Source organism: Pseudogracilibacillus sp. ICA-222130, assembly GCF_037892545.1.
Lineage (GTDB): Bacteria > Bacillota > Bacilli > Bacillales > Amphibacillaceae > Pseudogracilibacillus.
Genome location: NZ_JBBKBG010000002.1, coordinates 94,274 through 116,948, shown reverse-complemented (window position 1 = coordinate 116,948; position 22,675 = coordinate 94,274). Strand labels below are relative to the sequence as shown.

The 22,675-nt window shown below is 33.7% G+C and carries 22 protein-coding genes and 1 riboswitch; of the genes, 6 read left to right on the top strand and 16 right to left on the bottom strand.

The annotated features are described in order from the left end of the window. Positions 1-5: 5 nt before the first annotated feature. The 4 genes from WKT09_RS01945 to WKT09_RS01930 all read right to left on the bottom strand — a co-directional run bounded on the left by WKT09_RS01945 (position 6) and on the right by WKT09_RS01930 (position 3,242). Positions 6-596, bottom strand: a complete 591-nt coding sequence (locus WKT09_RS01945) for a TVP38/TMEM64 family protein (protein WP_340414543.1) — start codon at positions 594-596, stop codon at positions 6-8. Between the two features lie 149 nt (positions 597-745). Then, entirely contained in the window at positions 746-1,237 is a 492-nt protein-coding gene (locus WKT09_RS01940; protein ID WP_340414409.1) for a competence protein ComK, read from the bottom strand. A gap of 268 nt (positions 1,238-1,505) precedes the next feature. Next, positions 1,506-2,501, bottom strand: coding sequence for a lipoate--protein ligase (locus tag WKT09_RS01935; protein ID WP_340414408.1), 996 nt, complete (start codon positions 2,499-2,501; stop codon positions 1,506-1,508). 6 nt (positions 2,502-2,507) lie between these two features. Beyond that, complete coding sequence (locus WKT09_RS01930) at positions 2,508-3,242, bottom strand: MBL fold metallo-hydrolase (protein WP_340414407.1); 735 nt, start codon at positions 3,240-3,242, stop codon at positions 2,508-2,510. Between the two features lie 173 nt (positions 3,243-3,415). Between WKT09_RS01930 and yhfH the strand changes: the two genes are divergently transcribed. Further along, entirely contained in the window at positions 3,416-3,544 is a 129-nt protein-coding gene (gene yhfH, locus WKT09_RS01925) for a protein YhfH (RefSeq protein WP_340414406.1), read from the top strand. A gap of 232 nt (positions 3,545-3,776) precedes the next feature. Here the strand turns inward: yhfH and WKT09_RS01920 are convergent, their stop codons facing one another. Then, positions 3,777-6,227 (bottom strand): transglycosylase domain-containing protein, encoded by a 2,451-nt coding sequence (locus WKT09_RS01920; RefSeq protein ID WP_340414405.1) that lies wholly within the window; start codon positions 6,225-6,227, stop codon positions 3,777-3,779. Positions 6,228-6,356: 129 nt separating this feature from the next. Here WKT09_RS01920 and WKT09_RS01915 point away from each other — a divergent pair, with 129 nt between their 5' ends. Further along, on the top strand, positions 6,357-6,857 hold the full coding sequence (locus tag WKT09_RS01915; protein WP_340414404.1) for an antibiotic biosynthesis monooxygenase family protein: 501 nt from the start codon (positions 6,357-6,359) through the stop codon (positions 6,855-6,857). Between the two features lie 49 nt (positions 6,858-6,906). Here WKT09_RS01915 and WKT09_RS01910 read toward each other — a convergent pair whose 3' ends face one another. The 3 genes from WKT09_RS01910 to dapA all read right to left on the bottom strand — a co-directional run bounded on the left by WKT09_RS01910 (position 6,907) and on the right by dapA (position 8,891). After that, positions 6,907-7,386: a thioredoxin family protein gene (locus WKT09_RS01910; RefSeq protein ID WP_340414403.1), complete on the bottom strand. Its 480-nt coding sequence runs from the start codon at positions 7,384-7,386 to the stop codon at positions 6,907-6,909. 40 nt (positions 7,387-7,426) lie between these two features. Further along, the gene (locus WKT09_RS01905) at positions 7,427-7,846 is read right to left on the bottom strand and encodes a disulfide oxidoreductase (RefSeq protein WP_340414402.1); all 420 of its coding nucleotides are present in this window, start codon (positions 7,844-7,846) and stop codon (positions 7,427-7,429) included. A 160-nt stretch (positions 7,847-8,006) separates the two neighbouring features. Then, positions 8,007-8,891 carry a 4-hydroxy-tetrahydrodipicolinate synthase gene (gene dapA / locus WKT09_RS01900; RefSeq protein ID WP_340414401.1) on the bottom strand — a complete coding sequence of 295 codons (885 nt, stop codon included), beginning with the start codon at positions 8,889-8,891 and terminating at the stop codon, positions 8,007-8,009. A gap of 135 nt (positions 8,892-9,026) precedes the next feature. Next, a riboswitch (Lysine riboswitch) is annotated at positions 9,027-9,206 on the bottom strand. Positions 9,207-9,487: 281 nt separating this feature from the next. Between dapA and WKT09_RS01895 the strand changes: the two genes are divergently transcribed. Further along, complete coding sequence (locus WKT09_RS01895; RefSeq protein WP_340414400.1) at positions 9,488-10,654, top strand: amidohydrolase; 1,167 nt, start codon at positions 9,488-9,490, stop codon at positions 10,652-10,654. Between the two features lie 47 nt (positions 10,655-10,701). On the opposite strand, the gene WKT09_RS01890 is transcribed toward WKT09_RS01895, so the two are convergent. Beyond that, positions 10,702-11,916, bottom strand: coding sequence for an ABC transporter permease (locus WKT09_RS01890; protein WP_340414399.1), 1,215 nt, complete (start codon positions 11,914-11,916; stop codon positions 10,702-10,704). After that, positions 11,909-12,652: an ABC transporter ATP-binding protein gene (locus tag WKT09_RS01885; protein ID WP_340414398.1), complete on the bottom strand. Its 744-nt coding sequence runs from the start codon at positions 12,650-12,652 to the stop codon at positions 11,909-11,911. Before WKT09_RS01885 ends, WKT09_RS01890 begins: the two co-directional genes overlap by 8 nt. 223 nt (positions 12,653-12,875) lie before the next feature. On the opposite strand from WKT09_RS01885, the gene WKT09_RS01880 reads away from it, so the two are divergent. From WKT09_RS01880 to WKT09_RS01870, 3 genes are all read left to right on the top strand, one after another. Further along, positions 12,876-13,304 (top strand): HIT family protein, encoded by a 429-nt coding sequence (locus WKT09_RS01880; protein ID WP_340414397.1) that lies wholly within the window; start codon positions 12,876-12,878, stop codon positions 13,302-13,304. 28 nt (positions 13,305-13,332) lie between these two features. Continuing rightward, positions 13,333-13,695 (top strand): YtxH domain-containing protein, encoded by a 363-nt coding sequence (locus WKT09_RS01875; protein WP_340414396.1) that lies wholly within the window; start codon positions 13,333-13,335, stop codon positions 13,693-13,695. 217 nt (positions 13,696-13,912) lie between these two features. Next, positions 13,913-14,788 carry a peptidylprolyl isomerase gene (locus WKT09_RS01870; protein WP_340414395.1) on the top strand — a complete coding sequence of 292 codons (876 nt, stop codon included), beginning with the start codon at positions 13,913-13,915 and terminating at the stop codon, positions 14,786-14,788. Between the two features lie 161 nt (positions 14,789-14,949). Here the strand turns inward: WKT09_RS01870 and yhaM are convergent, their stop codons facing one another. The 6 genes from yhaM to WKT09_RS01840 form a co-directional block, all read right to left on the bottom strand. Next, positions 14,950-15,897, bottom strand: coding sequence for a 3'-5' exoribonuclease YhaM (gene yhaM / locus WKT09_RS01865; RefSeq protein WP_340414394.1), 948 nt, complete (start codon positions 15,895-15,897; stop codon positions 14,950-14,952). Further along, positions 15,890-18,799 carry an ATP-binding protein gene (locus WKT09_RS01860; RefSeq protein WP_340414393.1) on the bottom strand — a complete coding sequence of 970 codons (2,910 nt, stop codon included), beginning with the start codon at positions 18,797-18,799 and terminating at the stop codon, positions 15,890-15,892. The genes yhaM and WKT09_RS01860 overlap by 8 nt, the downstream gene beginning before the upstream one ends. Before the next feature lie 14 nt (positions 18,800-18,813). Then, on the bottom strand, positions 18,814-20,010 hold the full coding sequence (locus WKT09_RS01855) for a metallophosphoesterase family protein (protein WP_340414392.1): 1,197 nt from the start codon (positions 20,008-20,010) through the stop codon (positions 18,814-18,816). A 195-nt stretch (positions 20,011-20,205) separates the two neighbouring features. Next, positions 20,206-21,462: an ABC transporter permease gene (locus tag WKT09_RS01850; protein WP_340414391.1), complete on the bottom strand. Its 1,257-nt coding sequence runs from the start codon at positions 21,460-21,462 to the stop codon at positions 20,206-20,208. Then, a complete protein-coding gene (locus WKT09_RS01845; RefSeq protein WP_340414390.1) occupies positions 21,455-22,351 on the bottom strand; it encodes an ABC transporter ATP-binding protein in 897 nt (298 codons plus the stop codon). Before WKT09_RS01845 ends, WKT09_RS01850 begins: the two co-directional genes overlap by 8 nt. A gap of 11 nt (positions 22,352-22,362) precedes the next feature. Further along, positions 22,363-22,674 (bottom strand): hypothetical protein, encoded by a 312-nt coding sequence (locus WKT09_RS01840; RefSeq protein ID WP_340414389.1) that lies wholly within the window; start codon positions 22,672-22,674, stop codon positions 22,363-22,365. Between the last annotated feature and the right edge of the window lies 1 nt (position 22,675).

Sequence of the window (22,675 nt, the reverse complement as noted above, 5' to 3'; positions counted from 1 at the left end):
ATACATTATTTGTTTTTATATTTTAACATGATATTTTCAATTCGTTTTCCAACTATCCAGAACAATCCAATACAAATGGTAATAATAATTGTTTTCACGGGATTTTCAGCAAACTCTCTTAAACTAGATCCGACATATGCAATAGAAAAAATCATGACAGACTTTCCTAATAAAACTGCAAGAACAAATTGTTGTTTGCTAACATTGGACAATGCAGCTACAACATTAATCACAGAAGACGGTGAAAATGGAAAACAGAGCAAAATAAATAATGGTCCAAATCCATGACGGTCCACCCATTCCGTAACGTATGATACTTGTTTATTCGCCTTTAGCTTTTGAAAAAGCTTCCTTTGGCTAAAAGTACGAATAATTAAAAAAACCGCCATCGAACCAAATGCTGAACCTATCCACGAATATAAAAAACCTTTTAATAAACCGTATGCAACACTATTTGCCATCACAAATGCAATTAAAGGTAAAAATGGCAAAAATGCTTCGATAAATGGTAATAAAACACCTGGTAAAGGGCCTAATTTTTCATATTTGTCTATTAGTTCTATCACTTTTTCTAATAATTCATTTGCGTTTTCCATTGTAAAAATTGACCAAATGTACAAATCATCCGACTCCCGTGAAAGCAAATCTTGTTCGCCCTATTTTCATTCAATTTTTATTCCTATGTCTTATTCTATTTTACATGAAAATGTCAGTTTTGTTCAGTAAAAGATACAGCAAAAATTCTTTAAAATGCTTGTGGTTCACTGTTCATGCGATTTTCCAATGAATAACGAAACTGTGCTGTTCGATTTAATTGATTGACCATGGAGCCATACGATACTTCTAAAGTGATACGTTCCCCATTATGAAAAATAATTTCCGAACGATTATATTCTTTCCTGATGATTTCTTTAATATGTGAATGTGACAACCATGAGCAATTTTCATTGGAAGGTGATGCGGTGGGAAAAAAATAAATTCCACTCATCGGATCAATCGCAATTGGTGCTTTATGTGTAATATTACTAATATCTCTTGTTCCTTCTAAACGACCTTTTAATGAACTTCCGAAATATTTGCAAGCATGGTCAATAATTTTTATTGGGGTTTCATAAACGAGGCAATCACGTTCTTCTTCCAGTATGTAAGTTGTGTGGTTGCCTGTTTCATCTTTACTTCTTAAAACAGCCATTGTAAACGGGGTAATTTCATATAGTTCCTTTTCCTTATTACTCACTTTCTTTTTCTCCTTTCCAAACAAAAAAATAGGGCTTATTCAGTAATATAACAGAACTTTCTTAAAAAACAAGTCCTATTATCTGAATTTTCAATTAGGTCTTATCGTTCACTTATGTAAAAAAATCGTTTTTTCTAACGATTCCATAAGAAAAATGACATTTTACTTCATTCCGAAAGATAAAACATATTATTTCGACATAAAAAAATGATGAAAAATGCAATTTTCATTTTTCATCATTTTTACCATATATTCTCTTTTTCAAACTTTAATATACTAACTCAACAAAATCTTCCACTGTTATTTTTCCTAAGTAATGTGGAATATCCATCGTTGATAATGCTTCTTTTACTGCTTGTTTATCATGTCTCACACCGATTAGTTTTTGTTCGACATCTGCCACATTACCAATACCAAAGAAATCACCATAAATTTTACAATTTTCAATGATCCCTTTTTTCACGTTTAAACGAACATCTAATAAACCAGATGGGAATTTATGACGTGCTTTTACATTATATGCTGGAGATCGTCCATAGTTCCATTCCCATTTTTGATAACGTTCTTCTGATATTTTATAGACATTTTCCCAATCGGCTTCTGTTAACTCATAACGTGGTACCTGTGCCACATCCTCCACGTCAAAAATAGAGCATAATATTAATTCTTTAAACTGTTCCATTGTAATTTTTTCTTCCAAATGGTCGATAATATTTGTCACTCGGCTTCGAATCGATTTAATTCCTTTCGATTCAATTTTTTCCTTGCTTACATTTAAGGCGCTGACAACATGTTCAATTTCCGAATCAAACATTAATGTTCCATGACTGAACATGCGACCTCGCGTTAAAAATTGTGCATTACCTGAAAATTTCTTCCCCTCGATTAATAAATCATTTCGACCAATTAATTCTGCTGGTACTCCTACACTATTTAATGCTTTAACAATTGGTTCGGTAAATTTAGCGAAATTATGGAAACTGTCCCCATCATCTTTCGTAATGAAACTATAATTTAAATTTCCTTCATCATGATAAACAGCGCCGCCTCCAGATAAACGTCGAACGACTTTAATATTATTTTCCTCGACATAATCTGTATTTACTTCTTCTAATGTATTTTGATTTTTCCCAATTATAATGGAAGGTGCATTGATATAAAATAATAAAAACGTATCTTTTTCTCCGAAGTTTTGTAGTACATATTCTTCCAAAGCCAAGTTGATCATTGGATCTGTAATTCCTTTATTATCAATAAATTTCATGAACATCTACTCCTTTTCCCAAATTAACCCCTCTTTAGCTAATTGTATTTTACCATTAAATTGTTCTTTTGTTTCATTTAACAACTGTGAATGATGACCGGAATGCGGTAAATGAGTTAAAATTACCTCTTTAACGTCTGCTTTATTTGCAATATGCCCAACCTCTTCACTTGTCATATGACCTGCTGCCGTTCCATCTTGTCCTTTATAATAATTACATTCCGATAAAAGTAAGTCTGCGCCTTTAGAAAATTTAATCCATTCATCTTGATATGCAGAATCACCCGTATACACGATTGTACTCATTCCATCTGTTATTCTCATACCAAAACACGGTACGGGATGTTTGGTCCGTAAAAAACGAATAAAAAACGGGCCTATTTTTAAAGCATTGTTTGGATCATATTCAACTGCTTCCGTATAATCATCGTCTAAACGGCGAAATTCTAATGGATTTTCACGATGACCATAAATTTTCACTTTCTTACTTTGACCTGTTATATAGGACTGTACTAGCAAGATGTGTTGTAATACACCTATATCCGCTACATGATCTGCATGATAGTGTGACAGTATAACAGCATCTAATTCTAATACATTTGTATATTTTTGTAGTTTACTTAATGCACCACTTCCAAAATCTAACGCGAGTTTATACCCGTCTTTTTCAAGTAAATAGCATGCTGAAGCCTCATCTACACCGGGATATCCACCCCAATAACCAATAATTGTTAGCCTCATATAAAACACCTCTTTTTCTACATGTAATGTAACACAATAAAAAATTATTAAAAAAATTAAAAAATGTTGTAAAACAGGGTTGACTTCCAAACATCTGTTATAGTACAATAAATTTAACAAATTGATAAACAATGATTTACGAAATATTTCCAAAATTCGAGGAGGAAACAACAATGATGAATGTATTAGATTTTTTTAGAAACTTACCTAAGAAGGTATGTTCACAGTGTGGATTCGAAATGGTTGAACAAGCTGACTGTTATGGCAATGTATGTGATGAGTGTAATCACCCAGCTAAATAACAAGTACTTGAAAAATCATTTTAATCATATTTTATAGTCTATTCAAAAGTAAGACTTCCTTTCCTATTGGAGCAACTATGTATATAGTTGCTCATTTTTTTATGTAACAGACTAGTACAGCCACACGCTCTTATTGTTTATTTTAACATATTATAACAAATCAAATTAAAAACGAGGCCGTAAATGAATATCTTTATCTTCAAAGACATCCATTTTTCAACCTCGTTATACATTAAAATGTAATTTTAACACGGTTTGATTTTTCACCTTCACGATCTGTTAATGTATCGTAAGGGACAACATAATAAGAACTACCATCAAATAAAGAGAATTTATCTATCGTAAATTCATTTTCTCCGATAACCTCTCCTATTTTTTGTACTTTATCATTTTTTTGTTCATAAATTCGATAGACAATACGATCATCTTCCGTCTTTGACCAAGTTAACTTCCCTTTCATCACTTTAAATCCACCAAATGTATGAGAACCTTTTAAATCTGTTATAACAGGTAATTGAATGGACTCTTCTAACGCATCGACCTTTTCTGGTTTGATAAAGGCTGCCTCTAATGACTGCTGTTCATTTAATCTAGTTAAAATTGTTTTCGTCATTACAGTTGGATAAGAACTACCACCAAATAAATAATTTCCCTCTTCAGAAATATCATCATATCCCATCCATAAAGCTGTAACATATTCTGGTGTCATCCCAACAAACCAAGCATCTTTCGTTTGCCCTTCATGTTTCGGATGTTGTGTAGAACCTGTTTTCCCAGCTAATTCATTCGGATAGTATCCAGATTGCGCTGTTCCGTTCGTTACAACAGCTTTCATAATCTCCAACATATTCCATGCTACTTGTTCAGAAAATACTTCTGTTTCATCATAATATTCTGTCAGCATTTCATTTCCGTATAAATCATGAATGTCAATAACCGCATGTGCTTCAATAGATCTTCCATTATTTGTGAATGTTCGGTATCCTTGCACCATTTCTTTTAATGTAATTCCATTTTCTAAGCCACCTAAAGCGATACGTAAATTTTTATCTTTAAATTCTATTCCCATTTTCTCTAAATAACTTTTTCCATAGTCAACTCCTATTTGATCTAGCAACCAAACAGCTGAGGTATTTTTTGATTGTACTAACGCATCATACAAACTAACTTCCCCATTATATACCTCATCCGCATTACGAACGGGTTTTCCTTCCCATTCTTTCATTTCATCTTCTAACATCGAAAATGGCGTGTAATCTCCCGTCTCAAGCGCGGGACCATATACGGCTAATGGTTTCATCGTTGACCCTGGTTGTCCAACTCGTTCTATAGCTCGGTTATGTTGTGAAGATTGATAGTTCCTTCCACCAATTGCCGCTGCAATTTGGCCTGTTTCTCCTTCCATCATTAAAAATGCCCCTTCGACATTTTTCATACTATTTCCCGGGAAATACGTATCTTGTTGAAATTCCTCAAATGCTATATTTTGCGCTTCTTTGTTGATTCCTGTTCTAATACGATATTGGGTTGCTTTTAAATCTTCTAAAGTTAATCCATATTCTTCTTCGACCTCTTGAATAACTAAATCAACATACGCCTCATATGCAGGATTTGTTTTGCGTTCCGTAATTTGTAAATTAATCCCTTTTGCTTTCGCTTCTTCTGCTTCTTCTACTGTAATTAGCTGTAAGTCTGCCATCGTTTGTAATACGATATCCCGACGATCTTTTGCCTTATCTGGGTGATCAATCGGTGAATAGCCATTTGGGCCTTTCACCATTCCTGCTAATAATGCACCTTCTTCTAAATTTAAATCTTGGACAGATTTATTAAAATATTTATTTGCGGCAGCTTCTATTCCATAACGACCTTGCCCGAAGTAAATAACGTTTAAGTACATTTCGAATATTTCATCTTTCGTATACTCACGTTCTAAATAAAGGGAAATCATTCCTTCTTTTACTTTTCGATACCATGATTTGTCGTTCGTTAAAAATAAATTTTTTGCCAATTGTTGTGTGATTGTACTTCCACCTTCTGCCTTACTACGTGTAAGAATATCACGGTATAATGCACGGCCAATCGAACGCATATCGACTCCATTATGTTCATAAAAACGTTTATCTTCAATCGCTAAAAATGCATTTTGAACATGTTCAGGTATTTCTTCTAGTTCTACTGGCAAACGATATTCATCATACAGATACCAAAAGACCTCTCCATCTTCTGTTTCAATTGTTGTCGGTGGGCTAACAAACAATTTTTTCTCGTCTACAAACATCTTTCCACCATAAAGCAATGTCGTATATCCAATTAATAAAAGTAAAAAAACAGAACCAGCAAAAACTGCCATTTTTTTAATTGTAAAAAATTTGCGACGTTTGGAAGATGTTTGATCAGTTTCTTCCACTTCATCGATGTCATCTATTTCAATACTTTCTATTTCTTCTTTCTCGTTATGGTATTTATCCATTCGTGTTTTACGAGCAATCGTTTCTTTTTCCATTGTTTTAAACTTACGAGATGGTCGGTATATTTTTGTTTCATCTATTGCATGATTTGTCGTTTCTTCTTCTGTCGTTGTAAAAAAATCTCTAATTATAGTGAAGAAAGTCCGCTTTTCTTCCTTTTCATGACGGTCAGAACGTCTTTTTCTTTCAGACTGTCCATTATTATTTTTCATTTCATCACCTCAAATTGACCATCGATATTCAGTTTCCTTTTATATTATACGATATTACCATGTATAATGGGTAATAACGACATCTTTTTCATACAATTGTACAAAATATATAGGAAGGAGGATATATTTATGTGGGGATTTATGACAACGGGTACCATTTCATTTTTAAAACAATTAACTAAAAAGCATGAAACCATCGATTTTTCTTTCTTGAAAGGCGGAGGGGCTACACTTGTATATTATGAGAGTAATAAAAAGAAAAGTGTATTCGTCTCAGGTAGGGTGTACAAAATTTTATATGACTTTAAAACACTCAAACGAAATGGTTTTGTCGTTATGGACCATATTCCAGTCGTTGACGATGCGAAAGACATATTTGAAAATAAAGTAAAGGAATTTTTGCCTACGTTAACCCGTGCCTATGGAATACAAACCATTCGATTTTTCAAACCCGAAAAAAGTGATACTTACTGTATTATGACACAATGGAAATCAGAAGATGCATACGAAACCTTTTTGCAGTCATCTATGCATGATTTTTACGAAGAAGCGACATTAGCAAGACATCCGGCTTATTTTGCTGAACGACCATTTACTTCCACGTATTATATGCTCAAAGAAGAAGAATAAAAACAAATCGGTTCTTGTCTATGACATAAAAAGACAAGAACCGATTTCGTTAGTTTAATACATATGTTTCAAAGAAATTTTCATATGCTTCTTCGGCATTTTCAGGTAACCCTTCCACTCTAGCTACCTCTTCTCCATTTTCATAATGAATTAATGTTGGAGTACCTTGAATATCATAATAATCCATTTTATCGTACTCTAATAAATTCAATTTCTTCATATCGACACCTAAGTCATCCGCTAATGGAGAAACAATTGGTGTAGCCTGTTGGCAATAAGAGCAAGTTGGGCTAAAGTAATATACTGTAACAGATTCATCATTATCCAATTTTTCATCTAAATCATCAGGGACAATAATGTTTTGATAGTTTGGATCATCTAATAAATCTACAGTTGGTTGTTGTAAATTTGTTTTATCGTATGGATTATTATCTTCAATCGTTTGTTTATTTTTCATATTAGTCACTAACATTAATCCTGCAAATAAGACAACGATAACGACTACAATCAGTATCATTTTATTTCTCATTCTATTTTCCTCCCTAATCTTTCACCCTTGAATTCATCACTTATTTCGAACGTAATATGAAAATATGTAATACAAAAATAATAATAAATGCAGTTCCAGCTAAAAATGGAATTGTAATAAATCCAAAATAGTTTACATATTGTAAGTTACACGGGATTTCTCCACACATTCCTCCAGCTTCTTGTAGAAACGACAATTTTTGTACCCCATAATGATAGACGGAAACAAGTATACCAATTCCACTTAAAATAAGGCCAGGCAATGCAATATCCATATTTTTCTTCCATAATGCAACACCATATATAACAACTAATGGATACATAATAATACGCTGTATCCAACAAAGTTCACACGGTATGTACCCCATTATTTCGGAATAAAACAAACTTCCAAACATTGCAACTAAAGCCTGAATCCAAATAAGTGTTAATATATTTTCTACTTTTTTTGGTCCATTCATTTGCTTCTCCTTTTTTATTGTCATTAATTCTATCGTAATTATAAAATATAATATTTTTATTTACAATTAGTTGATTTCAACAAACTTGTGTCTATTATAAAATGCTCATCAATTGTTCATAATTAAAAAATATGAGGTAAAAGTTTACCTCATATTTTCATTAACTAGCCTGTGTAATTTTTAATTGAATTGTTTTTTTTACTTCTTTCAATTGTTCTTCTGTTAATGGTACTAGTGGTAATCGTACCCCTCCAACAGATACACCGTTCATATTTAATACTGCTTTTAATGGTGTTGGACTTGGTGCTGAAAACAATGCTTTAAATACTGGTAATAATTGACGGTGAATTGCACCAGCTTCTTTGACATTCCCAGCATGGAACGCTTCAATCATTTGTTTCATTTCATTTCCGACAATATGTGCCCCTACAGACACGATACCTACCCCACCAATCGCTAACACTGGTAATGTTAAGCTGTCATCTCCACTATAAAGTGAGAAATCATCTGCCGTTCGCTCAATAATTTCTGCCATTGCATCTAAGTTTCCACTCGCTTCTTTGACACAGACGATGTTATCAACTTCTGATAGGCGAACGATTGTATCAACATCAATATTGACAGCTGTTCTTCCTGGAATATTGTATAACATTACTGGTAATGACGTCGCATCAGCGATTGTTTTAAAATGCATGTATAAACCTTCTTGAGATGGTTTATTATAATATGGCGAAACGAGCATAATACCATCTACACCACATTTTTCTGCTTCTTTCGTTAATGCAATAGATTCACTCGTATTATTCGATCCTGTTCCAGCAATAACCGTTAAACGTCCTTTTGCCTCATTCACAACAAATTCAAATAACTGAATTTTTTCCTCTGTAGAAAGTGTGGGACTTTCCCCTGTTGTTCCTGCAACAACTACGGCATCTGTACCATTATTTGCTAAATGATCGAGCAAATTTTTCGTCGCCGGAAAATCTATGTTCCCCTCTTCATTAAACGGCGTTACCATTGCTGTAATTACTTGACCAAAATTCATTTTCCTCACCCTTTTATGATATTTAACATATAAGGCTAATCTTATACAGCTACAGCGTTTTAAAGATAAAAAAACAACAACGACGGCTCGCTGTTGCATAGACATTTATATATACTAATACATATAACAATATGTCTGCAAGATAGCCCTCCATATAGTTTCCTATATGACAGTTCTACACTTATTCAATGTAGACCCAACTATTCAAACAATGAGGTTTTGAATAATTTCGGCAAATTCCCCTTTCCATAATAATCATTAGAGCTCATTCTCTTCCTACTATGTACTCTTGGTTTTTGCTCCTCCATACTCACTTACAATCGTGAACGTAGAATATGTTTTCTTATTATGTACTATAACAAAAACTATACTAGTTTGCAATAGTTTCTTGTAGGATTCATCTTTTGTACAAATCATATGAAAAAGCACTAATTATATCTATGTCGATATGGAATTGAAAAAGATAAACAATCCATTATTGAATAAGTATCATTGCCTATATTACATCATTACAACAACGCAAACAGCACAAATCTGTATATCGGCATTTTCATTTCCTCCATGTTATAATAGTAAAATATTAGGAGGGGATACGTATGTTACAACAGATATTTAAAAAAATTGATGAACATTATGAAGAAATGATTGAGATTCGTCGCTATTTACATAGGCACCCCGAACTCTCTTTTCACGAGAAGGAAACTGCTAAATATATCGCTCAATATTATGAAGATTTACACATTCCTTATGAAACAAATATTGGTGGCAATGGTGTCATTGCAACATTAAAAGGAAAACATCCAGGAAAAACAATAGCTTTACGTGCAGACTTTGATGCCCTACCAATTCAAGATCAAAAAGATGTGCCTTATAAATCGACCGTACCAGGTGTCATGCATGCTTGTGGACATGATGGGCATACTGCAACCCTATTAGTTTTAGCAAAAGTGATGCAACAATTCCAAGAAGATATACATGGTACGATTGTCTTTTTACACCAACACGCGGAAGAAATAACGCCAGGTGGAGCAAAACCAATCGTGGAATCGTGTGCTATTGATCATGTCGATAAAGTTTTTGGGAACCATTTATGGGCTACGACTCCTTTAGGTACATTACAAACACGACCAGGCGTATTCATGGCTGGGACAGATAAATTTGAAATAACCGTTAAAGGAAAAGGGGGACATGGTGCATATCCACACGAAACAAAAGACGCTTTATTAATCGGTGCAGAAATCGTTAGCCAACTACAAAATATTATTAGTCGAAGAATAAGTCCACTCGAAACTGCGGTCATCACAGTAGGAAGTTTCCAAGCAGGAAATTCCTTTAATGTTATTGCGGATGAAGCGACATTAGTTGGTACTGTACGTTATTTAGATGAAGCTGTACAAACAGTTGTAAAAAGGGAAATCACACAAGTTGTAAAAGGAATTTGTCTAGCAAATAATGCCGACTACGACGTAAATTACAGTGAAGGGTACCCACCTGTCGTCAATCACGAAGAAGATGTAGCAACGCTATTTAAAGCGAGTGAACAAATTCCAGAAATTAAAGAAAAATATGTTTCGGATGCTCAAATGGGTGGAGAAGATTTTGCCTATTATGTTCGAAAAAAAGAAGGAGTATTTTTCTTTACAGGTGCATTGAAAGAAGGTCATGCCTATCCACATCATCATCCTATGTTCGACTTTGATGAACGTGCAATGCCAATTGCCGCAAAAACATTTATTAGTGCCTACTTTGAATCCCAAAAATAAAAGAATGGTATGTGTACGGTCCAATAAACCGTCTACACATACCATTTTTATTTATTCAATCGCTTCTCAATATACATCGAATGAAATAAGTAATTAAACAATAGCCCTAGCGCAAACATAAATAACGCTAATTGATATTCCATCATCGCAACAAAGACGAGCGTAAACACCATCGTTTGTGCAATCGTTAAATTGGATGAAAAGGCAATATACCGCTTCTTCTTTTCTTTTTGATTAACTGGATAAATGTCTAACCACATACTCGTTTGATGGTGATAGTACAAAGAAACCATTTGAAAAATCGCCATATAAATAAAAAGCAATCCAAATAAAATTTTTAATATATCGTTCGGAATAAATAGAATAAATAGCGTTCCGATAACGATTAATCGAATGTACATATTTAAATAATCACTACTACGAATAAATGTTAGACGATACAAATAGTCATATGTTTTCGTTTGTGAAAATGAAAGCTGTTTTTCCACTATATTCGTAAGGAATCGTCGCTTTTTCATTCGTTTTGTCATTTGTGGAGCTTCCGCAAACATACTAACAAAACGATAAAATTGTGCCAAACGATACTTATCATTTTCAATTAATACGTCCCAAGCTAATCCTTGTTGTTTCTTTAATGTCATCGTATTTTTTAAAAAGACGATACTTAAAAATACAATAAAGACGATCGCAAGGTAACTACTAGTAAGCAAGAAGTAAAAGAAACTTATACTAATAAGTGTACGGAGCACGATATCTTGTTTTCTAAAAAACGCATCATGACTTCGTAACATATACCAGTTCATCCACATATGTACCGCTTTTAAAAAGAGCACAACCCAAATTAAAATACCGTACTGTGTTAACCCTTTTTCCGGGTAAATATGGGTATATAATGGACCGATGGCAACGGCTGCAAATAAAACGATATATAGTTGAAAAAAGTAATTATATAAAAAGGTTCGTTTAAAATAAGGTGTCATTGCTCGTTCTTTTACAATGATGAAAACTTTATCCGGCTCTTTAAGAAAAAATTGTAATGGATTATACGTGACGACAATGCCAAATACAACTGCCATCACGATAGTCGGAATAAGCGGGTCTTTGATGTGCTCAATCATTTGTTGATAATAGACCGAAACCGTCACTAATATAAAAATGAGCGCAATCATAAAATGCCCATTAAAAATATAACGCAAGTAACGATTTAATAACTTCATATGTTCTTTGAAACGCTCTTGAAACAGTTCTTTTGCATTAAACATTGTTCTCTTCCTTTGTTAACTGGATATAAATATCATCTAATGTCGCACCAGGCATCGAAAAGTCTCTTTGAAGTTCTGCTAACGTTCCATTTGCACGAATTTTTCCTTCATGAATAATCACAAATCGATCACAATATTGTTGTGCCGTCGCTAAAATATGTGTGGACATTAATACTCCCGCACCATTATTTTTCATTTTTTCAATCCATTCTAAATAAGCTTGAATTCCTAAAGGATCCAGTCCAACGAATGGTTCATCGACGATATATAATGCTGGCTCTATTAAAAAAGCACACATAATCATTACTTTTTGTCGCATCCCTTTAGAAAAGTGAACAGGAAACCAATGTAAATGTCTTTCCATACGAAACGCCTTTAATAAATTTGGCAATCTTTGCTCAAAATCTTCTTCCGAAATGTCATATGCCATCGCGGTTAATCGTAAATGCTCATGCAAAGTTAATTCGTCATACAAAATTGGCTGTTCCGGAATATACGCTAATTGTTTCCGATAATTTTCTTCATTATCTTTAAATGTATGTCCATTAATTTTAATAGACCCTGATTTCGGTTGCATTAAACCGATCACATGTTTAATTGTCGTACTTTTTCCAGCACCATTTAAACCAATTAAACCGACAATTTCATTTTTATGTACAGTAAATGATATATTTTGTAACACATTTTTATTCGTGTATCCACCAATTACTTGTTCAATCTGTAGCAATGGTTGCATCCATCATACCTCCAATTCAGGATTATCGATCATTTAAATCTAATACTAGTATATAGTATTTTCACTTTCGTTGTATAATGATACAACAATCGTTCACAATATGAATAAACTTTTCCAATGAATGAACACAACCTCCAATAGAATACACGAATCATACATATACTTGTTCGTATGTTTATGTTAAAATAAACGTACGATTACTAAACGTTGGAGGTTGTTGAATATGAAACATGATGATTGCCTATTTTGTAAAATAATTGCAGGTGAAATTCCTTCTGCAAAAGTGTATGAAGATGAAAATGTATATGCTTTTCTTGATATTAGTCAAGTAACAACTGGTCACACATTAGTAATACCTAAAATACATACGGTCGATATTTATGAGATGGATGAAAATGTTGCATCAAACATCTTCACATCTGTTCCAAAAATTGCTAGAGCGATGAAAACAACATTTAAACCAGCTGGATTAAATATTTTAAACAACAATGAGGTTGCGGCTGGTCAATCTGTATTTCATTTCCATTTACACTTGATTCCACGTTATAATAAAGATGATGGTTTCAATGCAAAATGGATCACGAGAAATGATGAATTTTCACAAGAAGAACTTCAAGATATGGCGAACAATATCGCAAAAGAAATAGAATAAACTTTAATATGAAGGAGTCGATGTCATTATGTCGAACGGAAAGTCAATTATTACAGGTTTTATTGTAGGTGGCGTCATTAGTGCAGCAACAGCATTATTAGTCACACCTACTTCAGGAAGAGAATTACGTCAACAAATAAAAGAACAAGGCTTAGAATGGAAAAATACGGTGGATGACATTATCCAAGATGGTTTACGTTTAAAAGACCAAATTGCAAAAACTTCTAAAGAAGGTGTTGCATTAATTAACGAGCTAACAGAAGAAATGAAAACATCCATTGAAGAATGGAAAGAAGCAATTGAACCACATCAGGAAAATATCCACGGATATTTAGAAGAAATCGAATCAAGCATCAAAGATTTAGAAAACAAATTACAAAACCAAAAATAATTTTTTTAAAGGGTTGGGACATCTTTACATGTAATAAAATTGGAATATATGTTCAAAGGCACCAAAACAACATTTCCTATTTATTTTATTACCATCATATGTCCGAACCTTTTTTATTGTAACACAAATAACATATTTTAAAAGGGTGCTAATTATTTATCCGTTCGTTAAAATATGTTACTCTTTAATGAGGATGAATTGAAGGAGTGTAGTGAAGTTGAAAAAAGTAATTGCAGCAACAACATTATCCATTAGCCTTTTAGGACTTGCAGCATGTGGTGGAGGATCTGAAACAGTTGTAGATTCTAAAGCTGGAAAAATAACGAAAGATGATTTTTACGAAGCTTTACAAGAACAAAGTGGCGCAGAAGTGTTAACGGAATTAATTACATTTAAAGTATTAGAAGATAAATATGAAGTAACTGATGACGAGGTTCAAAAAGAATATGATAAATTAAAAGACCAGGTGGGCGAAGACTTTGACAGCATTTTAGAAATGCAAGGATTAACGGAGGATGAATTAAAAGAAGACGTCCGTAAAGGTCTGTTAAATGAAAAAGCATTAACAGAAGGAATTGAAGTAACAGATGAAGAAATTGAATCTTATTACGAAAATATGAAAACAGAAGTTAAAGCGAGTCATATTTTAGTCGAAGATGAAGAAACAGCAAACAAAGTGAAAAAAGAATTAGATGACGGTGCTGATTTTGCAAAATTAGCGAAAAAATACTCGACAGATGAATCTAACAAAGATAAAGGTGGCGACTTAGGCTACTTCACTGTTGGAACGATGGTAGGAGAATTTGAAGAAAAAGCTTTTGCAATGGAAAAAGACGAAATTAGTGAACCTGTTGCTTCAGACTTCGGTTATCACATTATTTTAGTAACAGATAAAAAAGAAACAGAAGAAGAAATTGGTTCATTAGAAGATGAGAAAGAAGAAATTCGCCAAGTTCTTTTAGAACGAAAAATTGATCCACAAGAAGCTGCAACTAAAATCGATGACCTCATTAAAGATGCTGACGTTGACATTAAAATCGACGAGTTCAAAGATATTTTAGATGCAACTGAAATGCCTGAAATTCAAGGGTAATTTTCACAAAAAAAAGAACGGTCATGTGTATCACGATAAGATACACATGACCGTTTTTTATTGTGTACATTTATCAAAAGCAACAAAGAAAGGGAATGTCCGTAAACTAATTTTACGGACACCCCCTTTTATCATTCCCTGTTTTTCATCCCGGTACTTCATTATTCATTCGTAAATTTTGGTTTATAAAATGATCGGTTATCCAAGGAGAAAATTCGTTCTGTAAATTCCCCTGGAAGAGTTTTTCCTAACTCCCTCGTTAACACATTCATTTGTGCATCAATGACATCAATTAAATGTAAAATTTCAGCTTCTTGAATAATTGGTCGTTTCGGACTGCCATACTCTAACTGACCATGGTGGGATAAGATTAAATGTTGTAAAACGATCACTTCTTCCCCTTCAATCCCTAATTGATCTGCCACTTCTTTCACTTCAGTTGCCATCATTGAAATATGACCTAGTAAATTTCCCTCTAATGTATAAGATGTGGAGACAACTCCTGATAACTCATGGATTTTTCCAATATCATGTAAAATGACTCCAGCATATAATAAATCTTTATTTAATGTCGGATATAAATGGCATAACTGCTTAGCAATTTGCAACATACCAACAATATGATGTGCTAAACCAGATACATACGCATGATGAATTTTCGATGCAGCAGGATACACATAAAGTTCTTCTTGATATTTTTGTACAAACGCCCGAACGATACGTTGTAAATTTGGATTTTGCATTTCAAAAATCGCTTCTGTAATTTTTTCTTGTAATACTTCTTTATCTACTGGTGCTTTCTGTAGGAAATCAGAGACACGAACACCATCTGTCACTTGTGCAGGACGAATCGTTTTAATACGAAGCTGTGCTTTTCCTCTAAATTCATTAATATCTCCTACGATATGAACAACCTTTTCTTCCACAAATGTTTCCATATCATCTTTAGATGCATCCCATAATTTCGCTTCAATCTCACCAGTAGAATCTGTGAAATAAATCGTCAAAAATGCTTTCCCATTACTAGCTGTTCCTCTAGTTGCTGATTTAATTAACATAAATCCTTCAAACGTATCCCCAATGGTGTAGTTTGCAATTCCTTTACGCATGTACATCCTCCTTCATCTTTACATTCGTTAAAATATGTGTTGCTTGGACTTGTTTCGCAAAATAATCTTTACACGTAAATAAAATAACTTGTTGAGTAACACTAATCTCTCGTAATAATTGTACCATTTGTGAAGACCGGACTGTATCAAAATGGACAAATGCATCATCAATAATTAGTGGAACGGAAATTTTTTCTTGCATGACGACATTCATTGCTAGACGCAATGCCACATACAATTGATCGATTGTCCCTTTTGATAGTTCATCCACTCTATACCTTCGTTGGTCTTCTGTTTCTACTTGGAATGGCAATTTTTCCGTCGGAGCAAATACAGTTACATATTTTCCTTGTGTAATATGTTCGAAAAATGTACTCGTTTTATCTATTACTGCATGGAAATACTTTTCCTGATACCGCTTCTTCGCTTCATCTAATGCTGCCTGCGCTACTTTGTATACAGACCATTCATTCGTCCATTTCGTTAACTTCGTCTTTTCCATCTCAAGTAAATATATTTTCTCTGATAATATACCAGATGCTTCTAATTGTTCGACCTCATATTGTACGGCAACATATCGTTCATGTGTGTCATTCATTTTAGTTTGATTCTGCATCTTTTCTTGTCGGAGTTGCTCCACCAATTCTTCTAATGTTTCCTCTGATTCTGTCGATGCAAACAGTTCTTTCAATTCGACCTCTGAAAACTGTAACTGTAATGGGGATAAGTATTTTTTCATTTCTCGGTCTAGTGATACAATTTTTTCATTTTCACGGGCGATTGTATAAAATTCATTTTCATTTTCTACTTGTGCGATCGCAAATAGTTCCTTCATTTCTGCACGATATGTCGCAATCTTTTCTTCAATATCCATTAAAGCTTTTTGTCGTTCCTGCATTTCTCTTTCCGCTTGCTCTTTTTTGGCAATAGATCGCTGTTCATGCTCATACATTTCTTCTAATTGTTGAACCGTTACATGTGGAACTCCCAAATGCTCTCCCAACTGTGTGCGCATTTTTTCTAACGGAGCAAATGTATGCTCCATCGTGTATAACTCATTTTGTAATTCGGACCTCGTTTGCAACATTTCTTTCACTTCTCTAATATACCGAATATATGTATCCCAAACATACACTTCCAATTGTTGCAAAAATGGATATTGAAACGTTTCTGTCGCAATTTTATCTTGCAGTTGTGTCTGTTTCGTTTTCCATGCTTCCCATTTGTTATCAAGCAATAAATCTGCATGCAATACTTTTTTCAGTTCATTCTTTAGTAAAAATAATTCTTGATGGATTGTTTGTTGCTGTTGGATGATTTGTTCATTTTCGATATATTGTTGTTCCGTCATCTTATTCGTTGCATGCTGTGTATCGATTGGCACTGCATCCCATAATCGTTGCAAATATAACTTTTGGCCAACACCAATGATAACGAGGATACCGGCAAACAACATAAATATTGGCATATCATTATTCCATCCGATAAAAGCACAGATTATTGCCACAACAATAGCCCCATACATTATTTGATTAGATTGGGTACGTTTTTTCTCTGTAAATGCTTCTATATCTCGTTGACGGGAGGCATGTTGAGTGTAAAACATTTGTTCATTTTCGTATCGTTTATTTGCAGTTTTTCGTTCTTCTAAAAACGTTTCATCTATTACTTGGTCGTTTATATCCTTTATTTCTTTTTCAAGTCGATTGATTTCAGTCTGATTCGTACGTTTTTCGTCTTGTAACATAGCCTCTTCCTGTTGAAGTGTACTAGCTTGTTCTTTTATTTGCTGCACTGTTTGGTCTAAATGAAACGGTAAAATAATATCCTCTATTTCTTCCACTGTTAAAGATACTTCTGATAACTTTTCCCGTAAACCCTCTTCTATTTGTTTCAATTGAACAGTAAGATGTGCTATATCTTTTTCTAAATCAATATACGTCATTTTTTGTTTCATAAATTGCTGTAGTAAAGCATGATAGTCTGTAGAAAGTAATGTCGCATTTGCTTCCTCATATGCTTTTTCATACTGTTGTAGTTGTTGCTTTAACACATTGCGTTCGCTCTCTAGTGGCAGCAACCGATCTTTTAAACGTTCCAAACGAGCAATCCCCTCTTCTGGAAAAGGTTTTATCTCCCCATATGCTGCTCGTTCTTTTTCCAATAATAGGTAAGCCTCTTTTTGTTTACATGCGTATAAATGCTTTTCCTTCAAATGCAAGGTCGTTTCTATTTGATGTTGTTCCATCTCCAGTTGTTGTAATGTTTCTTTTAACTCTTCTACATTTGCTCGTTTTTCAATGTACGTAGATTCTCGGTGTTGTAGTTGCCGTACTTCCTCTGCTAATGTTTCTACTTTTTTTAATTGTTCATTGATTTCTGCTTTCCAACCTCGCGCCTTATATAAGGAACCTAACCGTTGCTCTAATGTTTTTTCCACTTTATATATACTCGTGGAACCAGTCAGTCCGACACTAAATAAAACATCATTTAAATCTTGTACCTTCATCTGTTGAATTTCAGATAATTGAAGTGCAGTAAATGCATAAATAGATTCATATGTTTCACGTGTTAACCCATACAAAAGTTCCTCTAAAAACGTTGCCGGTGCCTCGCCATCTTCCGTTAAAATACGTACGCCATTTTTTGTTCGTTCTATTGTATACAGCGCACCATTTTGTTCTACTGTTAAAGCACCACCAAATCGTGAACTATATTTCGATTCAAATTGTTGACGTCTTTTGGGAGGGAGTCCGAACATAACGAATAAGAAAAATTGCTGTAAGGTCGATTTTCCAGATTCATTTTCCCCATAAAAGGCATTAAATTGCGCAGAAGAAAAATCGAAAGTTTGATCCACCCATTTTCCAAATCCGTATATATCCGCTTTTACAAATCGCATCTTATTCCCCCCTTTTATGTTTGTGAAAAATAATAATGTAATAATTTTTCCGCTTCTTTGACGACTGTTTCTTCGTCCATTTTTTCAACATGTCTTCTTATGTTTTGCTCTTTCCATAATGGCAATAATGTATCTTGAATAGAAATGCTTTTTAAACTCTCACGTAATTCGGCAATGAAAAATTGATCTTGTGATTTCGCTTCATGAAAATCAATTTTATAATCATAAATATGTTGCCAATTTGGTAATAATTGATATTGTTCATTCCATAACATAATAAAATCTTCGATAATTCCTTCACGATCTAATTGTAATACATAGTCATTCGTGCTGTGGAATGTAACATGATTAAATTGTGGCTGTACTGCTGATTGATACAAATTTTCCAGCACGACTTCAAATTGCCCAACCGATTGTACATCAGATATGTCTATGATATGTTCAACAAATAAAATCGACTGTAACGGAATAAATGTAAGGGATACGTCGTTTTTATCCATTACACAATAATAACAGCCCTTTTCCCCAGTCTCTTTCCGATGTCGTCCTTGAATATTTCCGGGATACACAATCGGAGGATTATCACTTATATGTGTACGTGTATGAATATGTCCAAGCGCCCAGTAGTCAAACGGCTTCTCTTTCATTTCTTCTAATAAAAATGGCGCATATGGATCATGTTCATCATTTCCAGATAATGATCCGTGCAATGTAGCAATATGAAAGGGGATAGATGTATCTTTTCGTTCGTATTGTGGCACTTTATTTTCAGTGACTGCCCGATTTTCATAACTAAATCCATAAATCTCCGCTAATGGTTCATTTTCTTTTACATACGTAAAGGATGTTACATCTTCTCCAGGAAAAACATGTACATTACTCGTAAAAGAAATTGGATACTTATTTCCTTTTACATAGTCATGGTTCCCATAGGAAACAAATACTTCAATCCCATACTGTTCTAATTGCGCAAATCCATCCCGCACATAAATTTGTGCATGTAAGCTTCGGTTGTCTTGATCGAAAAGATCGCCAACAATTAGCACAAAATCAACTTGTTTTTCAATCGCTGTTTCAATTAATCGATCGAATGCACGATAAGTACTTTTTTGCGTAGCTTCAAATAAAGAAGCTGGCAATGTAGCCATTCCTTTAAACGGCGCGTCTATATGTAAATCTGCTGCATGGATAAATGTTATTTGTCGTTTCAATGTATCACCAAATTTCATTTGTTTAGTTAAATTTTATCATATCACGTAGTAAAAATACGAGCAAACGTTTGCATTCCACATAAAATATAGCAAATTTATTCACATGAAAAACACCCAGAATGAGCAAAATTCTGGGTGTGCACGATCATTCTATTTTCCACTTCGTTTATTTTCTCATACGATAATTGACTTCATCTAATTCTTTTCCTTTTTTGATAACTGGAAAGCATTTTTTAAATCCTTTAAGGAACGGGATGGTCCATACATTAAAACACCACCACGGTATATTCTAGCGCCAATTACCGCAAATAAAATAGTCGTTCCAACTAAAATACCGATTGATAATATAATCTCCCACGTAGCAATTTCAAGCATACCAATTCGTAAAAACATAATCATCGGTGTGAAAAAAGGAATATAGGAAGTTACAGTAATAAATGTTGCATCTGGAACAGATAAACCGAACATCGCAATGAAAAATGCAACCATTATAAGTAATGTCATTGGTAAAATAAGTTGTTGTACATCTTCCACCCGACTAACGAGCGAACCTAGCATTGCAGCAATCGTTGCATATAATAAATAGCCAAGTACGAAAAATAATAGGGCATACACATATATACTAATAGGTGCAGAGGAAATACCGATCATATCTAATGTTTCCGACACTTCTACACTCGTCGTAATTTTATATTTAATAAAACTAAAACTGACGAAGAAAAACAATAAAATTTGTGTTAACCCTAGTAAAGCGACACCAAAAATCTTTGCAAACATATGTGTCACAGGTGGTGCACTAGAGATTAATATTTCCATCACACGTGAAGATTTTTCCGTTGCCACATCTGTCGCGATCATCTGACCGTAAATAATAACTGCCATATATAAAACGAATAACATAATATAGACGATGACTCGTGCTTGGTTTAATTCTTCGTCGGTTTTCGTCGCTTCGTCTAAAGCAACTTTTTCAAACGATATGGGCTCATTAATATCCATTAATGTTGCTTCATCCACACCAGCTTGTTCTGTTGCAATCGCCACCTTTAATTGTTGCAACTGTTGATGAATCATCGACTGAACATTCGATTCTGACGCTTTATTTTCATAATAAGTTGCAGTTAATATATTTGGATCATTTACATCAATGACTAAAAATGCTGCAGCCTCATCTTCTTGCACCATTTTTTTAGAAAGTTCTTCTGACTCACTCTCTTTAAAAACAATCCGTTCATCCATTTGTTGGACAGACATTTCTAACATATTTGCTACTTCTGTATCGCCTTCGATCAAGACGATTTTATCATCCTCATCTTGAAATAACTTTATAATTACATCAATATTTGCTGCAGCAATAACGAATACTAAAGTAATAGCAGTAGATATCATAAATGCTTTTGATTTCAACTTTGAAACGTACGTATGCCCTAAAATCGTCCAAAACTTATTCATATTTTTCCCCTACCTTTGCAATGAAAATATCGTTCAATGTAGGTTCTTCTATTTCAAACTTTCGTACGAAAACTTCTTCCTGTAATGCTTGAAAAACATTTTTTGCGATTCTCTCTTCCTCGATTTGCAAAACACAACCTTGCATGGTCGCTTTATAATCTAGGACTCCTTCTACCTCTTGTAAAAACTGCAGTTCATCTTCACTATGGATGATAATATTTTTCTTACCGAAAGATTGTTTAATCTCTTGTAAGTTTCCTTGAACAACTGCCTTTCCTTCCCGTAAAATACAAATATGTTCACATAATTCCTCAACATGATCCATCCTATGTGAAGAAAATACGATCGATGTACCGTCATTCTTTAAGTCTATTACTGCCTTTTTCAACATTTCAACATTAATTGGATCAAGACCTGAAAATGGCTCATCTAAAATAAGTAATTTCGGTTCATGTAAAACAGCCGATATAAATTGTATTTTTTGTTGATTTCCTTTTGATAACTCTTCCACTTTTTTATCGATATAATGACTAATCTCAAAGCGCTCTAGCCATCTTTCTAAAGATTTTATTGATTCATTAGCTGGCATTCCTCTTAATTTTGCTAAATAAATAAGCTGTTCTTTTACTTTTAACTTAGGATACAATCCACGTTCTTCTGGCAAATAACCGATTAGATGACTTTTATTGTAACTAATTTTTTCATCATTCCATAAAATTCGTCCTTCTGTCGGATCAAGCAAACTTAAAATCATTCGAAAAGTCGTCGTTTTCCCTGCACCATTTCCACCAAGAAAGCCGAACAATTCCTTTTCTGGTATTTGTAATGATAAATTGTCTACTGCTATATGTTCTCCAAACCGTTTTGTAATATTATCAATTTTTAACATCCTATACCCCTTTACATTTTTTTATTTAAAATAGCCACTCCGATACCATATGATGTCATATGAACTATCCAAAGTACTGTTAACACAAAAAAAGCTGTACTCGGTCTTTCATATATCAAAACAAAAATCCAACTGAGTAAAATGAAAACAGACGTGACATACCAACTTATAGAGCGTGCTCCATCATGTATTTTCGTATATCGTTCATCATAACGTCGTTCCTTCTTCCCTTTTTTAATGTCGTATAAAGCAATGATTCCAATCAACATGATCGCTAAAGGAAGTCCCATTAAAAAAGAAGCGATATCAAATCCTTCATACATT

Coding starts and splice junctions, on each gene's coding strand:
- WKT09_RS01945 (WP_340414543.1), bottom strand. CDS start 596: ATGGAAAACGCAAATGAATTATTAGAAAAAGTGATAGAACTAATAGAC.
- WKT09_RS01935 (WP_340414408.1), bottom strand. CDS start 2,501: ATGAAATTTATTGATAATAAAGGAATTACAGATCCAATGATCAACTTG.
- WKT09_RS01930 (WP_340414407.1), bottom strand. CDS start 3,242: ATGAGGCTAACAATTATTGGTTATTGGGGTGGATATCCCGGTGTAGAT.
- yhfH (WP_340414406.1), top strand. CDS start 3,416: ATGATGAATGTATTAGATTTTTTTAGAAACTTACCTAAGAAGGTATGT.
- WKT09_RS01920 (WP_340414405.1), bottom strand. CDS start 6,227: ATGAAAAATAATAATGGACAGTCTGAAAGAAAAAGACGTTCTGACCGT.
- WKT09_RS01915 (WP_340414404.1), top strand. CDS start 6,357: ATGTGGGGATTTATGACAACGGGTACCATTTCATTTTTAAAACAATTA.
- WKT09_RS01910 (WP_340414403.1), bottom strand. CDS start 7,386: ATGAGAAATAAAATGATACTGATTGTAGTCGTTATCGTTGTCTTATTT.
- WKT09_RS01905 (WP_340414402.1), bottom strand. CDS start 7,846: ATGAATGGACCAAAAAAAGTAGAAAATATATTAACACTTATTTGGATT.
- dapA (WP_340414401.1), bottom strand. CDS start 8,891: ATGAATTTTGGTCAAGTAATTACAGCAATGGTAACGCCGTTTAATGAA.
- WKT09_RS01895 (WP_340414400.1), top strand. CDS start 9,488: ATGTTACAACAGATATTTAAAAAAATTGATGAACATTATGAAGAAATG.
- WKT09_RS01890 (WP_340414399.1), bottom strand. CDS start 11,916: ATGTTTAATGCAAAAGAACTGTTTCAAGAGCGTTTCAAAGAACATATG.
- WKT09_RS01885 (WP_340414398.1), bottom strand. CDS start 12,652: ATGCAACCATTGCTACAGATTGAACAAGTAATTGGTGGATACACGAAT.
- WKT09_RS01880 (WP_340414397.1), top strand. CDS start 12,876: ATGAAACATGATGATTGCCTATTTTGTAAAATAATTGCAGGTGAAATT.
- WKT09_RS01875 (WP_340414396.1), top strand. CDS start 13,333: ATGTCGAACGGAAAGTCAATTATTACAGGTTTTATTGTAGGTGGCGTC.
- yhaM (WP_340414394.1), bottom strand. CDS start 15,897: ATGCGTAAAGGAATTGCAAACTACACCATTGGGGATACGTTTGAAGGA.
- WKT09_RS01860 (WP_340414393.1), bottom strand. CDS start 18,799: ATGCGATTTGTAAAAGCGGATATATACGGATTTGGAAAATGGGTGGAT.
- WKT09_RS01850 (WP_340414391.1), bottom strand. CDS start 21,462: ATGAATAAGTTTTGGACGATTTTAGGGCATACGTACGTTTCAAAGTTG.
- WKT09_RS01845 (WP_340414390.1), bottom strand. CDS start 22,351: ATGTTAAAAATTGATAATATTACAAAACGGTTTGGAGAACATATAGCA.
- WKT09_RS01840 (WP_340414389.1), bottom strand. CDS start 22,674: ATGTATGAAGGATTTGATATCGCTTCTTTTTTAATGGGACTTCCTTTA.